Origin of the sequence: Ligilactobacillus murinus (genome assembly GCF_003288115.1) — a bacterium.
GTDB lineage: Bacteria > Bacillota > Bacilli > Lactobacillales > Lactobacillaceae > Ligilactobacillus > Ligilactobacillus murinus.
In genome coordinates this window covers 885,635-899,324 of sequence record NZ_CP023565.1, presented here as the reverse complement: position 1 = coordinate 899,324, position 13,690 = coordinate 885,635, and the positions used below count along the sequence as shown (strand labels likewise).

The 13,690-nt window shown below is 39.6% G+C and carries 16 protein-coding genes; 14 read left to right on the top strand and 2 right to left on the bottom strand.

Translation table 11 applies throughout. The features are described 5' to 3' along the window. The first annotated feature begins 8 nt into the window (after positions 1-8). From CPS94_RS04500 to CPS94_RS04460, 9 genes are all read left to right on the top strand, one after another. Positions 9-650, top strand: coding sequence for a nicotinate-nucleotide adenylyltransferase (locus CPS94_RS04500; protein ID WP_004047288.1), 642 nt, complete (start codon positions 9-11; stop codon positions 648-650). Next, positions 634-1,230, top strand: a complete 597-nt coding sequence (gene yqeK / locus CPS94_RS04495; protein WP_004047291.1) for a bis(5'-nucleosyl)-tetraphosphatase (symmetrical) YqeK — start codon at positions 634-636, stop codon at positions 1,228-1,230. Before CPS94_RS04500 ends, yqeK begins: the two co-directional genes overlap by 17 nt. An 18-nt stretch (positions 1,231-1,248) precedes the next feature. Continuing rightward, positions 1,249-1,605 (top strand): ribosome silencing factor, encoded by a 357-nt coding sequence (rsfS, locus tag CPS94_RS04490; protein ID WP_004047293.1) that lies wholly within the window; start codon positions 1,249-1,251, stop codon positions 1,603-1,605. 1 nt (position 1,606) lies between these two features. Next, entirely contained in the window at positions 1,607-2,341 is a 735-nt protein-coding gene (locus tag CPS94_RS04485) for a class I SAM-dependent DNA methyltransferase (protein ID WP_112194815.1), read from the top strand. Positions 2,342-2,355: 14 nt separating this feature from the next. Next, complete coding sequence (locus CPS94_RS04480) at positions 2,356-3,501, top strand: nucleotidyltransferase (protein ID WP_112194817.1); 1,146 nt, start codon at positions 2,356-2,358, stop codon at positions 3,499-3,501. Between the two features lie 79 nt (positions 3,502-3,580). Then, positions 3,581-4,129 (top strand): YceD family protein, encoded by a 549-nt coding sequence (locus tag CPS94_RS04475; protein WP_089135839.1) that lies wholly within the window; start codon positions 3,581-3,583, stop codon positions 4,127-4,129. A 74-nt stretch (positions 4,130-4,203) separates the two neighbouring features. Beyond that, entirely contained in the window at positions 4,204-4,380 is a 177-nt protein-coding gene (gene rpmF, locus CPS94_RS04470) for a 50S ribosomal protein L32 (RefSeq protein WP_004047302.1), read from the top strand. A 160-nt stretch (positions 4,381-4,540) separates the two neighbouring features. After that, positions 4,541-5,134: a ribosome biogenesis GTP-binding protein YihA/YsxC gene (yihA, locus tag CPS94_RS04465; RefSeq protein WP_056959465.1), complete on the top strand. Its 594-nt coding sequence runs from the start codon at positions 4,541-4,543 to the stop codon at positions 5,132-5,134. Then, a complete protein-coding gene (locus CPS94_RS04460) occupies positions 5,134-5,433 on the top strand; it encodes a nucleoside triphosphate pyrophosphohydrolase family protein (RefSeq protein ID WP_010688827.1) in 300 nt (99 codons plus the stop codon). Before yihA ends, CPS94_RS04460 begins: the two co-directional genes overlap by 1 nt. 50 nt (positions 5,434-5,483) lie before the next feature. On the opposite strand, the gene CPS94_RS11425 is transcribed toward CPS94_RS04460, so the two are convergent. Further along, positions 5,484-5,621: an SPJ_0845 family protein gene (locus CPS94_RS11425; protein WP_004047308.1), complete on the bottom strand. Its 138-nt coding sequence runs from the start codon at positions 5,619-5,621 to the stop codon at positions 5,484-5,486. A 221-nt stretch (positions 5,622-5,842) separates the two neighbouring features. Between CPS94_RS11425 and CPS94_RS04455 the strand changes: the two genes are divergently transcribed. The 5 genes from CPS94_RS04455 (at position 5,843) to CPS94_RS04435 (ending at position 13,305) form a co-directional block, all read left to right on the top strand. Next, entirely contained in the window at positions 5,843-7,312 is a 1,470-nt protein-coding gene (locus CPS94_RS04455; protein WP_112194819.1) for an ABC transporter substrate-binding protein/permease, read from the top strand. Between the two features lies 1 nt (position 7,313). Beyond that, positions 7,314-8,039, top strand: a complete 726-nt coding sequence (locus CPS94_RS04450; RefSeq protein WP_162626460.1) for an amino acid ABC transporter ATP-binding protein — start codon at positions 7,314-7,316, stop codon at positions 8,037-8,039. Between the two features lie 115 nt (positions 8,040-8,154). Beyond that, positions 8,155-9,927, top strand: a complete 1,773-nt coding sequence (uvrC, locus tag CPS94_RS04445) for an excinuclease ABC subunit UvrC (protein WP_112286377.1) — start codon at positions 8,155-8,157, stop codon at positions 9,925-9,927. A gap of 161 nt (positions 9,928-10,088) precedes the next feature. Then, entirely contained in the window at positions 10,089-11,399 is a 1,311-nt protein-coding gene (gene obgE / locus CPS94_RS04440) for a GTPase ObgE (RefSeq protein WP_112194825.1), read from the top strand. A gap of 22 nt (positions 11,400-11,421) precedes the next feature. Beyond that, positions 11,422-13,305, top strand: coding sequence for an acyltransferase family protein (locus tag CPS94_RS04435; RefSeq protein ID WP_112194827.1), 1,884 nt, complete (start codon positions 11,422-11,424; stop codon positions 13,303-13,305). 35 nt (positions 13,306-13,340) lie between these two features. On the opposite strand, the gene CPS94_RS04430 is transcribed toward CPS94_RS04435, so the two are convergent. Further along, positions 13,341-13,625, bottom strand: coding sequence for a hypothetical protein (locus CPS94_RS04430; RefSeq protein ID WP_238145383.1), 285 nt, complete (start codon positions 13,623-13,625; stop codon positions 13,341-13,343). Between the last annotated feature and the right edge of the window lie 65 nt (positions 13,626-13,690).

The following is a 13,690-nucleotide window of genomic DNA, read 5'->3' as shown; positions in this document are numbered from 1 at the left end:
TGGGTAGGATGCTAAAGACCGAAACGACGGTGGCTTCTAAAGTCCAAGTTCAACCTATAAAAGCTGATAGCCGTGAACGGATCGGGATCATGGGTGGGACCTTTAATCCACCTCATTTAGGACATTTGATCATGGCTAAGCAGGTGCAAGAGCAACTTGATCTAGATAAAGTATTATTTATGCCAGATAATTTGCCCCCACACATTGATCAAAAAGCTGCGATCGCTGCCAAATATCGTGTGCACATGGTCGAAATGAGTATTGCTTCTGAGCCTAAATTTCAACTCGAAGATATTGAGATCAGACGTGGTGGGGTCAGTTACACTTACGATACTGTCCAGGAGCTAAAGAAGCTATATCCCAATGCTGATCTTTATTTTATCATTGGAGGGGATATGGTCGAGTATTTGCCTAAATGGTATAAGGTCGATGAATTGGTCAAAATGATCCAATTTGTTAGTGTAGAACGCAAAGGCTACGCCAAAAAAAGTGACTACCCTTTGATCTGGGTCGATGTTTTGCGGATCGATATCAGTTCATCGATGATCCGTGAAAAAGTACAACAAGGACGCTCGATCAAGTACTTGGTAACAAGTGAAGTGGAAAATTATATCAAACAAGAAGGTCTTTATCATGACACAAACAGTTGAATACCAAAAACATTATTACGCTGGTTCACGTAAAGAGCTGATCGCTAAAGTCAAAGAACAGGTCAGTGAAAAACGGTTTAAACACATTTTAGGGGTCGAACAAGCTGCGTTAGAATTAGCCCGAGCTAACGATTATGAGCTTGAAAAAGCTAGTGTGGCAGCGCTAGTCCATGATTATGCTAAAGAACGTAGCGATTCAGAGTTTAAAGCGCTGATCGTTCAAACTGGATTAGAACAAGACTTACTAAATTGGAACAATTTTATCTGGCATGGAGTTGTAGGCGCTGAGATCATCAAAAAAGAATTAAAGATCACCGATGAAGAGATCTTAAATGCAGTCCGACGCCATACAGTGGGCGCTAAAGAAATGACAATGCTAGATCAGATCGTGTATGTAGCTGATTATATCGAACCAGGCCGTGATTTTCCAGGGGTCGACCAAGCACGTCAGCTAGCTGCTGAAAGTCTACGTGCAGCAGTTGAGTTTGAAACTAAGCATACATTGCTATATTTGATGAATAATGATAAAACAATTTATCCCGCTGCGATCTTGACATATAATGCATATGTCGCATCGTAGCCTATTTAGGAGGACTATATGAACAGTCAAGAATTATTGGAATTAGTTGTTCGCGCTGCAGATAGCAAGCGTGCAGAAGATATCGTTGCTTTGGATGTCCAAAATATCAGTTTATTAGCTGATTATTTTGTGATCATGCAAGCCGGTTCTGAAAGACAAGTCAAAGCTGTAACTGAAGCGATCGTTGAAAAAGTTCATGAAGCAAATGAAGATATCAAAAGTGTTGAAGGCAAAGATGGCGCTAACTGGATCTTACTTGATCTAGGGGATGTGATCGTACATGTCTTTAAAGAAGAAACACGGCAATTCTATAACTTAGAAAAGTTATGGTCTGATGCACCATTAGTTGATATCGAAGAATGGGTCAAAGACTAAGATGATCTATTCGAGTTTTGCCAAGCTCTATGACGAGCTAATGGAACCGACGATGTATGATCAATGGTTAGATTTTGTTGAACAAGAGCTTCCTAAGACTACGGGGCAGATATTAGATCTAGCCTGTGGTGCCGGACGTTTAGCGGTCATGTTGGCTCAAAATGGTTATCAAGTTTCAGGAGTCGATCTATCAGAAGAGATGCTAGCTTTAGCTGAAATGCATGCTAGGGAAGCTGATTTAGCGATCCCATTTATGCAAGGAAATATGTTAGACTTGAGCGCACTAGGCCAGTATAGTGCGGTGACTTGTTTTGCGGATTCATTTTGTTACTTACAAGATGAAGCTCAAGTACTTCAAGCTTTTAAAGAAGTTTATCAACATCTAGAAAATGATGGGAAATTTATTTTTGATGTGATCACACCTTATCAAACTGATGAGGTCTATCCAGGCTACATGTATAACTATACTACTGAAGATCAAGCCTTTATCTGGAGTAGTTTTGCTGATGAATTTGAGCATAGTGCGGTCCATGAATTGACCTTTTTTGTTTGGAATGAGGCACTGGCGAGTTATGAAAGAGTCAGTGAGATCCATCATGAACGAACTTATGAATTAGAAGTTTACCAGCGACTATTGACCCAAGCGGGATTTAAGGATATCACGGTAAGTGCTGACTTTGGTAAGGGTGAGCTTACTTTAGAAACGACGCGGTGGTTTTTTAGTTGCCATAAGTAAATAGGGGGATAAACATGCCAGTTGCGGGAATTATTGCTGAATATAATCCATTTCATAATGGACATCTTTACCAGATAAAGGAAGTCAAAAAAAAGTTCCCCGATGCACCTTTAGTGGTAGCGATGAGTGGAAATTTTTTGCAACGGGGCGAACCAGCTAGCTTTGACAAGTGGACGCGGGCCCAACAAGCTCTAGCTAATGGAGCTGATCTTGTGGTCGAGATGCCGGTTTTGGCCTGTGTACAACCAGCGGACCGTTTTGCTTTTAATGGGGTCTCGATCCTAGCTTCATTAGGCGTGACAGATCTATTTTTTGGGGCTGAGCATGCGGAGTATGATTTTACCGCGTATGCGCGCTTAGTCCAAAGTACACACGGTGATTTTAAAATATATAATGAATCTTATGCGGCAACATTTCAAAAAGCAGTTGCTGCTAAGATCGGCCATAATGTCGATCAGCCAAATGATCTTTTAGGGCTGGCGTATGCTAAAGCAAATTTAAAGTTGGGCGAGCCTTTGTTCTTGAATCCGATCCAGCGCAAAAATGCAAATTATCATGAAATAAATTTAAAAGCTGGAACGATCGCTAGTGCGACTGCGATCAGACAGCATTATCTAGCGGGGAATTTAGCGAAACTGAGCGCTTATGTCCCTGCGGCTACGTTAAAGACACTAAAGACGCAAAAATTACTGACGTGGGATGATTTTTTTCCATATTTAAAGTATAAATTGCTGTCAACTGCGCCAGCACGATTAAGTGAGATCTACGGAATGGCTGAAGGGATCGAATATCGCTTAAAAGAGCAAATGGAACGGTTACCGAGCACAGCTGATTTTGATCAATGGTTAAAAGCAGTCAAGACCAAGCGTTTCACATATACGCGTTTGTCACGCTTAGCCTGTGCCTTACTATTAGATCTAACACTTGCTGAGCTCAAAGAGTATGACCAAGCTCCATATATGCGTCTTTTAGGCTTTAATTCCAAGGGGCAACAGGTATTGCGTCGAGCTAAGAAGACGAGTGCATATCAGATAATTGCTAAAGTTTCTAAGGATGATAAAGATGCGATTTATCGCGTTGATTATCGTGCTGGGAAAATTTACCAGCTTCAAAATCAGCTAGAACAGGATCTAAAAAGAGCGCCAATACGCATTTTTTAAATAGGTGTCAAGGAAAAAGCATTGACAAAGCTTTTTAAAGCAAGTATAATCAATTTTGTTGCATTAGGAGGAATATAGCATGAAATGGTCATTAAATGAATTGCGCCAAACTGCTGATGAGCCGTTGATGTTTGAAGAAGCTTTAGATCTTAAAGCTTCTTTAACAAAACGGCGTCCAGAGATTCTGGATGTTTCCCCGGTTTTGGTCAAGGGTGTCTTTTCCGTTGATGAATTAGGTGTCTTAGGCTATGCCAAAGTTAAAACGACAGTCACATTACCTTCAACGCGTTCACTTGAACCAGCCGAAGTTGACTTAGAGTTTGAATTTACGGAACATTATGTCAGTCACCATGAGCGTGATCTTTCACGGTTTGAGGATACAGATGTTGTGATCGTTTTAGAAAATGACATTTTAGATCTCAATAGTGTGATCGAAGACAATATTTTGTTACAAATTCCGATGCAGGTTTTAACGAAAGCCGAACAACAAGATGATGCGACAATGCCTAACGGTGGCGATTGGAACGTTGTCAGTGAAGGTGAGTTAAAGAAAATGCAAAAAGATGAAGATGGTGTTGATCCACGTTTGGCTAAACTCAAGGATTTTTTCGAAAATGCTAAAGATTAGTTGCAAAAGTGATGAATAACAAGTAAAATTCTTTTTGTTGGATATTTTTAAAATTTTGAAGGAGGTGTTTCTCGATGGCTGTACCAGCACGTAAAACATCTAAAACACGTAAGAGATTACGTCGTACACACTACAAATTGTCAGTACCTGGCATGAGCGCTTGCCCTAACTGTGGTGAATTGAGAAAGTCACACCACGTTTGCCCAGCTTGCGGTTTCTACGGTGACAAAGAAGTTGTAAAAACAAAATAATTTTGTTAAATGATGATATGGGACCATGGCCCTATCGTTTTTTCTCAAAGTTCACGCCCCAGATCTGCGGATCATGGGGCGTTTCTTTTTAAGTACACGTAGATGTGGATTTTGTGATAGAATTAGACGTAAATGAATTTAACGGAGGTAGCAGATTTATATGGACGTACATAATGTTGAGCTGACGATCAGTGCAGTCCGACCAGAACAGTATCCAGCAGAAGGGTATCCTGAGATCGCCTTGTCAGGGCGCTCCAATGTGGGGAAATCATCACTGATCAACACCTTGATCAATCGTAAAAATTACGCCCGGACATCTAGCCAACCAGGTAAGACACAAACTTTGAACTTTTACAATATTGAAGATGAGTTATATTTTGTTGATGTGCCAGGTTATGGTTATGCAAAAGTTTCGAAAAAAGATCGAGAAAAATGGGGAAAAATGATCGAAACATATTTTGAAACACGGCAAGAATTGCGGGGTGTGATCTCATTAGTCGATGCGCGGCATGAACCGACCGAGCTTGATTGCCAAATGATCGAATTTTTACATTATTACAACTTGCCGATCTTGGTCGTTGGAACTAAGATCGATAAAATTGCTCGTGGTAAGTGGAATAAGAGTGAAAGCATCATTCGCAAAAAATTACGTCTACGTAAAGAAGATAAAGTCATTTTATTTTCAGCAGTTACTAAAACAGGTAAAGAGCAGATCTGGGAATGGATCGATGCACATACAATGGGGGCAAAATAATGGAATTTAATGAATACCAAGTAGCAGCAAATCGAACTCTCTATGGAAATGAACAGGTTTTGACCAATTGTGCTTTAGGTTTAGCAGGTGAGAGTGGACAATTGATCGATCTCGTGAAAGATTATACATTTAAAGGTAAAGATCTTGACCGTGAGAAATTAGTGGCTGAGATGGGAGATGTTTTGTGGTATCTATCTCAGATCGCACAATGGGCAGATATTCCTTTTGATGAGGTCGCGCAAAAGAATATCGACACCTTGAATCGACGTTATCCCAATGGATTCACACCGAATGCATAATGATACAAATAATGAGAATGCCAGGAACGAAAACTTCACTGGCATTCTCATTATTTTTTCTTATCCTTATCCTCTTTTTTAGGATCAGTACTTTCTTTTTCTTCGCGCTTGGCTTTTTTTTCAGGCTCGATTGCAAATTTACTGAAGAGATCTTCGAGTTTATTGGTTTGATTGATCTTAAGACCCATGGATATCACCTTACTTTAACTTATTTACCCCAAGGATAACAGGTCTTTGACTAGATTTCAAATTAGATATATTCAGTATTTTTTGTATAAAAAAACTTTTTGTGATTATTTATTGCATAAATAATCTTATGGGGGTATAATACCTATAAAATTAAAAAATAAGAAGTGGGAGTCAAGCCAGATGGTGCGACACACAAATTTAAAAAAAGGAGCTATTGGAAATGAATAAACTCAAGCAATTTATTTTAATGCTGGTCATGATGTTTGCTGTTTTTTTACCACTTAGTAATTTAACGATCAAAGCTGATCAGACGGATACCTCTTTGGAAGATATCAAAAAAAGTGGGAAATTGGTGGTTGGTTTAAGTGCTGATTACCCACCATATGAATTTACAGCTAAAGTTGATGGTAAAACAGAATATGTTGGGATCGATATTGAGATCGCTAAAAAATTGGCAAAAGATCTCGGTGTAAAACTTGAGATCAAAAATATGTCATTTGATTCACTATTAGTTGCTCTAGAAACAAATAAGGTTGATGCGATCATCTCAGCAATGAACCCGACACCTGAAAGAAAAGCAAGTGTGGATTTTTCTGATATCTATTATTCGGGTAAACAATACATCGTCATCAATAAAAAAGATGCTAGCAAATATAAGAATTTAGCAGATTTCAAGGGACAAACAGTTGGTGCTCAAAATGGGTCATTACAATATAATTTAGTCAAAGATCAAATGCCTGGTACGACTGTCAAAGGACTTTCGAAGTTAAATAACTTAGTCTTAGCACTACAATCGGGCAAAATCAACGGGATCGCAATGGAAGAACCAACAGCTAAGGCGTATGTGGCTAACAATAATCAATTATTAGCCTTTGATCCAGGCTTTTCCGTTAGTTCTGATCAAACCGGTTCAGCGATCGCCTTTAGAAAAAATTCGCCTGCTTTAGTCGCTGCAGCCAATAAAACATTAGCTCAGATCAAAAAACAAAATTTACTTGATACAAAGTATGTGCCTGAAGCGGCTAAATACATGGAAACGACTACCAAGAACAATACCATGATGAGCTATTGGACATATTTTGCTAAAGGGATCGAATATACCTTGATCATTACTGTTACAGCGATCTTCTTTGGTTTTATCTTGGGGACACTGCTCTCCTTGATGCGTCTATCTAAGAATAAATTGTTGCATAGCATTGCAGTTTGTTATATCGAGTTTATCCGAGGGACACCGTTGATGGTCCAAGTGATGTTTGTTTACTTTGGTGTCGGTGCAGTTATTCAATCCTTACCAGCTTTAGTAGCCGGGATCATTGCAACTGCTTTAAATTCCGCAGCCTATATTGCTGAAGTTATCAGATCAGGGATCGAATCTATCCCAACAGGTCAAACAGAAGCAGCTCGTTCGTTAGGGATGACACAAAAAGATACGTATCGTTATGTTGTTATTCCGCAAGCCTTGAAAAATATTTGGCCAGCTTTAGGTAATGAATTTGTGACCTTGATCAAGGAAAGTTCGATCGTCTCGATCATCGGTGTCGGTGATCTGATGTATCAAACACAATTAGTACAATCTGCGACGTATAAAGGTGTCATGCCGCTGTTTATCGCAATGGTGATCTACTTTATCATGACATTTAGTTTATCGAAGTTACTCAACTTATTTGAAAGGAAGTTAAACCATGGATAAAATGATCGAGATCAAAAACTTGAAGAAAAATTACGGTAAAAATGAAGTCTTAAAAGATATCACCGAAACAGTGGATAAAGGTCAAGTTATCTGTGTGATCGGACCTTCTGGCTCAGGTAAGAGTACATTTTTACGTTGCTTAAATGTTTTAGAAAAACCAACAAGTGGCAAGATCATTTTTGATGGTCAAGATCTGGCACATATTTCTGAAAAACAATTAAATGTTTTACGTGAAAAGATGGGGATGGTCTTTCAAGGCTTCAATCTTTTCCCAAATATGAGTGTTTTAGAAAATATCAAGTTAGCACCGATGAAAGTCAAAAATGTGGATGAAAAGACAGCCAGAGAGCGTGGGAAAGAGCTGCTTGATAAAGTTGGACTTTTAGATAAAGCTGACCAATTCCCAGATAGTCTATCTGGGGGCCAAAAGCAACGGGTGGCGATCGCACGTGCATTAGCGATGGATCCAGAAGTTATTTTATTTGACGAACCAACTAGTGCCTTAGATCCTGAGATGGTCGGCGAAGTTTTGAAAGTTATGCAAGATTTAGCTGATAGTGGAATGACAATGGTCGTGGTCACACATGAAATGGGCTTTGCTCGCGAGGTGGCTGATGAAGTTTGGTTCATGGCAGATGGCTATGTTCAAGAGATCGGTAGTCCAGAAGAGATCTTTGAACATCCAAAATCTGCTCGTGCCAAAGATTTTTTAGCAAAAGTTTTATAAAATAAATGATTAGAAAAATACGCTTGTCATTTGAGGGCAAGCGTATTTTTACGTATTGTAAAGCCAATTTTTGCTGTATAATTAATGTAGAGGAAGTAGCGAAAGGAAAAGTGGGATGGCATCAGAACATATTGAAAACAAATTAAAGTTGTTACCTGATCTTCCCGGATGCTATCTGATGAAAGATATCAATAGCAAGATCATTTATGTGGGGAAGGCTAAGAATTTGAAAAACCGGGTCAGGTCTTATTTTAAAAGTAGTCATGAAGGTAAGACAGCTAAGTTGGTCTCTGAGATCTATGATTTTGAAACGATCATTACTTCGACAGATAAAGAAGCGTTCTTGCTAGAAATAACGCTGATCCAAAAGTATACACCTCATTATAATATCAAGTTGAAACGGGGAACGGGTTATCCGTATATCAAGATCACTAACGAAAAAGACCCCGTACTAAAGATCGTTAGTCAAGTCAAAAAAGATGGGGGCTATTATTTTGGCCCTTATCCTAATGTTTACGCTGCTCAAGAAACATTACAGTTATTGCAAAAGGTATATCCGTTAAGACGCTGCAATGGGTATCAAAAGCGTCCTTGCTTGTATTATCATATGGGCCAATGTTTAGGGGCCTGTTTTAAAGAAGTCGATCCAGCTGAGTATGAAAAAAATATCAAAAAGATCAAATCTTTTTTAAGTGGTAATGTTGGTGGGATCAAGCGAGAATTGACCACAAAGATGCAACAGGCTGCCGAACAACTCGAATATGAGCGTGCCGGTGAGATCAGAGATCAGATCCGTTATGTTGAGATGACTGTTGAACGGCAAAAAATAATTTCTAATGATAATACACCACGAGATCTGTTTGGTTTTTATATGGATAAGGGGTGGATCTCGATCCAGGTTTTCTTCATTCGTCAGGCTCGGTTAATGAAACGAGAAAAACGGCTTTTCCCATGTATCGATACGCCTGAGGCCGAACTAGCTTCATTTATCTTACAGTTTTACAACCAAAAAAATCGGATCTTGCCTAAAGAGATCTTAGTTCCAGAAAGGATCGATAAAGAGATCTTAGCTGATATTTTACAAACACCAGTTAGGACACCAAAACGTGGGACCAAAAAGGAATTGCTCGATCTTGCTAGCAAAAATGCCCAGTTAATTTTAGAAGAAAAGTTTCGTTTACTAGAATTAGATGATCGCAAAACGACTGGAGCAATGAAAGAGATCACTGATGCTTTAGGGTTACCGGTGGGCCATCGGATCGAAGCCTTTGATCATTCGCATACGCAAGGTTCAGATCTCGTTTCAGCGATGGTTTGTTTTGTTGATGGGCAACCAGAGAAAAATGATTATCGGAAATACAAATTACAAACAGTTGATCATGCGGATGAAGCTGCAAGCACGCGAGAAGTCATCTATCGCCGTTATAGCCGGTTGTTGAAAGAAAAAAAGCCGTTACCTGATTTGATCTTGATGGACGGAGCCGAGATCCAAGTTCAAGCGGCAGTCGATGTTTTGCATAATCAGTTAGGCTTGGCGATCCCAGTAGCTGGGATGGTAAAAAATGAGCACCATAAGACGGCTGATCTTTTACGTCAAACCGGCGAACGGATCGGACTAGATCCAAAGAGCGAGGGCTTTTATCTGTTGCAAAGGATCCAAGATGAAGTTCACCGATTTGCAGTGACATTTCACCGTCAAGTTAGATCGAAAAATTCGCTTTCATCCAAGCTTGAACGGATCCCCGGTGTGGGACCAAAAACGCGGATCAAACTTTTGCGTAATTACGGATCTTTAAAGAAGATCGCGCAAGCTTCATTAGAAGAGCTTCAAGCTTTAGGGATCTCTAAAAAGGTCGCCCAAACGATCAAGTTAAGTTTAGATAATTAAGTGTTATTCTTGGTTGAAGAATGAGGCGTGAAACTGTTATACTTGTGCTTAGTGTTACAATATTTTGAAAAAATTTTAGATAATATTGAATAATAGTTAGAGATTATGTAGAAACATCCTGGACAGCAGAGGTTGTCGGATTATTTAGAAGGGTGAAATAAATGTTTGTAGATCAAGTTAAAATTCAAGTCAAAGCTGGTAAAGGTGGCGACGGTGCCGTAGCTTTTCGGCGCGAAAAATATGTTCCTAATGGAGGACCGGCTGGGGGAGACGGTGGTAAAGGTGGTAGTGTCATCTTGAAAGTCGATGAAGGTTTACGGACTTTGATGGATTTTCGTTATCACCGTATTTTTAAGGCTAAACCTGGCCAAAATGGAATGATCAAAGGGATGTATGGTCGTGGAGCAAAAGACTTATATATTGCAGTTCCACAAGGTACGACCGTGACGGATGCTGATACTGGTGAGGTTTTAGGCGATCTAGTCGAAAATAACGCTGAATTAGTCGTAGCTAAAGGTGGTCGTGGTGGTCGTGGCAATATTCATTTTGCTTCAGCTAAGAATCCAGCCCCTGAGATCGCTGAAAATGGTGAACCAGGGATCGAACGAAATCTAAAGCTTGAACTTAAGGTTTTAGCGGATGTGGGACTGGTCGGGCTCCCATCAGTTGGAAAATCGACCTTACTTTCGGTGGTAACAAGTGCTAAACCTAAGATCGCTGATTACCACTTTACAACACTTGTGCCAAACTTAGGGATGGTACGTTTAGATGACGGGCAAGATTTCGTAATGGCTGATCTGCCAGGTTTGATCGAAGGTGCCTCACAAGGCGTTGGCTTAGGGATCCAATTTTTACGTCACGTTGAGCGGACAAGAGTGATCTTACATTTGGTCGACATGTCAGGGACAGAAGGGCGCGATCCATTTGAAGATTATCAAAAGATCAATGCTGAACTAAAGAAATATGATCCAGCTTTGTTGAAGCGGCCACAGATCGTAGTCGCTTCTAAGATGGATATGCCTGATTCGGCTGAAAACTTAGCTAAATTTAAAGAACAACTTGCTCAAGATGATACTTTAGCAACTAAACCAGAAGTGTTAGCCATCTCTTCTTTGACACATCAAGGTTTAGATGAATTATTACACAAGACTGCTAAGTTGTTGGCTGAGACACCAGCGTTTGAGACTAAAGCTGAAAAACTCCAAGATAAACAAGCTAAAGTCTATGAGTTTGAGGAACAAGCGGCACAAGCACCATTTACGCTTACACGTGATGCAGATGCAACCTGGATCCTTGGTGGTGCTAAGTTAGAAAAACTCTTCAAGATGACGAACCTAGATCACGAAGAAAGCATGATGCGTTTTGCGCGTCAATTACGTGGAATGGGCGTTGATGATGCCTTGCGTGAGCGTGGAGCTAAGAACGGTGATCTTGTAAGAATTGGCAACTTTACATTTGAATTTGTTGAATAAGATTTAAAGGAAATATTTACAAATGGGAAAAAGGTTAAAGAAGAGTAGATATATTACAGGTTTTGATGGTATCAGAACGATCGCAGTCATCGGTGTTATTTTGTATCATCTGGCACCGTATCAATTTCAAGGTGGTTTCTTAGGAGTTCCGATCTTTTTTGTGGTCTCTGGTTATTTGATCACAGATCTATTGTTTCAAGAATGGCAACAAAATAGACGGATCGATATCAAGGGCTTTTATATTAGACGAATGAAGCGCCTGTATCCAGCTTTAGTTACATTGGTATTAGTAACGACTGCCTACATTACTTTGTTTGTCCGTGATCTACTGACAAATATTCGGGCAATAATCGCGACCAATTTTTTATATGTTTATAATTGGTTCCAAGTGGCACATCATGAATCTTATTTTGATAAGTTTGGTACCCAGTCACCGTTTACCCATCTATGGTCATTATCGATCGAAGGACAATTTTATCTTTTTTGGCCGATAATTATTTTATTATTGCTAAAATTTGTCAAAAAGAAACAACCGATCTTTGATACGATGATCATTTTAGCGTTTATCTCGGCTTTATTGATGGCTATCTTGTATCGGAGTGGTCAAGATCCCTCCCGTGTTTACTACGGTACAGATACACGGATGTTTTCGATCTTATTAGGGACATCGTTAGCAGTTATTTGGCCAAGTACAGCCCTTAAAAAGGATTTGCAACCAAACTTTAGGCTAGCCCTAGATGTGATCGGTGGCGTCACAATGTTGCTTTTACTTTGGATGTTTATGCGTATGACGGGTGAAAGTGCTTTGGTTTATCGGGGCGGGATGTTTTTCTTCTCTGTTTTATCGATGATCTTAGTCGCAGTTGTGGCTCATCCTGGGGCTGACATCAACCGTTTGTTGACAAATCCATTATTTACTTGGATCGGAAAGCGCAGTTACGGGATCTACTTATATCAATATCCAGTCTTGGTCTTTTTTGAAGACAAAGTAAATGTCGCCGACCATCCATTCTTATACGGTGTGATCGAAGTAGCTTTGATCTTAATGATCAGTGATCTTTCTTATCGTTATCTTGAATTGCCCTTGCAACATTTTGACTATTCTAAGACATGGATAACGATCAAGGAAATTTTTGCACCAGGATCACGCTATGGCAAAAAACGCTGGTATCTAGCTGTACCAAGTGTGATCATCTTATTAGCTTTGACGGGTGCGATCATTTCCCCGGCTCAGGGTTCTGAAAGTAAGCAAAATTCAGCATTAGAAAAAGCGATCGAGTCAAATAACAAAAAGGTGGCAACGCAAAATAAGGAGATCCAAGCTGAGAAAAGTAGTCAAGCTTCAAGTGTTCAAAAAGCAAGTTCTGAGCAAGCAACAAGTAGATCTGAATCTAGTTCAAGTGATTCATTGACCCAAGCTGAGCTTACTCGAGCACAAACTTTACCGATCACAGCAGTAGGTGATTCGGTCCTTGCTGATGCTTCAGCAACACTCCAAGGAATCTTCCCTAATATGTATGTCGATGCTAAAGTCGGACGTCAGGTCAAAGAAGCGATCCCAGTCTTACAATCGTTAGCTCAAATGGGTAAACTATCTGACACAGTTTTGATCAGTGAAGGTACTAATGGCCCATTTACGGAAGATGAGATGCAACAGATCATGACGATCTTAGGTGATAAACGCAAAGTGTATTGGATCAATGTCCATGTTCCGACACGACGTTGGCAAGACCAGGTCAACGATGATCTAAAAGAAGCTGCTAAGAAATATCACAATCTAAAGATAATTGATTGGTATGCTTACAGTAAAGATCATGCCGATTGGTTCTATGGTGATAATGTTCATCCAAATCCAGAAGGACTCAAATACTATGGACCTTTTGTAGCCAAACAGATACTAAAATAAATAAAAGATGCTTTCAGGTTTTGAAGGCATCTTTTTTACTTAAGTAATAATTTTGGAGGGCTGATCTTGATCCCAAAAAGTGGTTGGAGTGTATCATTAGACATTAAACTTAGTGTTGTAGTTGGAGCTATAGGTGCTAACTTTAGCTGAAGTTCTTTTAGTGTTAGGGGCTTTTTAGTTGGCAACAAAACAACTTCAGTCGGCAAAAAGCGTACTACTCCTATTGGCAAAGTTTGCGTGGACGTTGTGAAGTAAACTTTTAAAGTCAGATCGAGTTCTGTGGTCAAATGTAAAAAATCACTGATACGCAATGGACTCACCTCAATTGTATTATAAAACATTTGTTCGATAAAGACAAAATTTTTATGCTATTGCAAATAAAGAA

Coding starts and splice junctions, on each gene's coding strand:
- CPS94_RS04485 (WP_112194815.1), top strand. CDS start 1,607: ATGATCTATTCGAGTTTTGCCAAGCTCTATGACGAGCTAATGGAACCG.
- rsfS (WP_004047293.1), top strand. CDS start 1,249: ATGAACAGTCAAGAATTATTGGAATTAGTTGTTCGCGCTGCAGATAGC.
- CPS94_RS04460 (WP_010688827.1), top strand. CDS start 5,134: ATGGAATTTAATGAATACCAAGTAGCAGCAAATCGAACTCTCTATGGA.
- CPS94_RS11425 (WP_004047308.1), bottom strand. CDS start 5,621: ATGGGTCTTAAGATCAATCAAACCAATAAACTCGAAGATCTCTTCAGT.
- CPS94_RS04480 (WP_112194817.1), top strand. CDS start 2,356: ATGCCAGTTGCGGGAATTATTGCTGAATATAATCCATTTCATAATGGA.
- CPS94_RS04450 (WP_162626460.1), top strand. CDS start 7,314: ATGATCGAGATCAAAAACTTGAAGAAAAATTACGGTAAAAATGAAGTC.
- uvrC (WP_112286377.1), top strand. CDS start 8,155: ATGGCATCAGAACATATTGAAAACAAATTAAAGTTGTTACCTGATCTT.
- CPS94_RS04475 (WP_089135839.1), top strand. CDS start 3,581: ATGAAATGGTCATTAAATGAATTGCGCCAAACTGCTGATGAGCCGTTG.
- CPS94_RS04500 (WP_004047288.1), top strand. CDS start 9: ATGCTAAAGACCGAAACGACGGTGGCTTCTAAAGTCCAAGTTCAACCT.
- rpmF (WP_004047302.1), top strand. CDS start 4,204: ATGGCTGTACCAGCACGTAAAACATCTAAAACACGTAAGAGATTACGT.
- obgE (WP_112194825.1), top strand. CDS start 10,089: ATGTTTGTAGATCAAGTTAAAATTCAAGTCAAAGCTGGTAAAGGTGGC.
- CPS94_RS04435 (WP_112194827.1), top strand. CDS start 11,422: ATGGGAAAAAGGTTAAAGAAGAGTAGATATATTACAGGTTTTGATGGT.
- yihA (WP_056959465.1), top strand. CDS start 4,541: ATGGACGTACATAATGTTGAGCTGACGATCAGTGCAGTCCGACCAGAA.
- yqeK (WP_004047291.1), top strand. CDS start 634: ATGACACAAACAGTTGAATACCAAAAACATTATTACGCTGGTTCACGT.
- CPS94_RS04455 (WP_112194819.1), top strand. CDS start 5,843: ATGAATAAACTCAAGCAATTTATTTTAATGCTGGTCATGATGTTTGCT.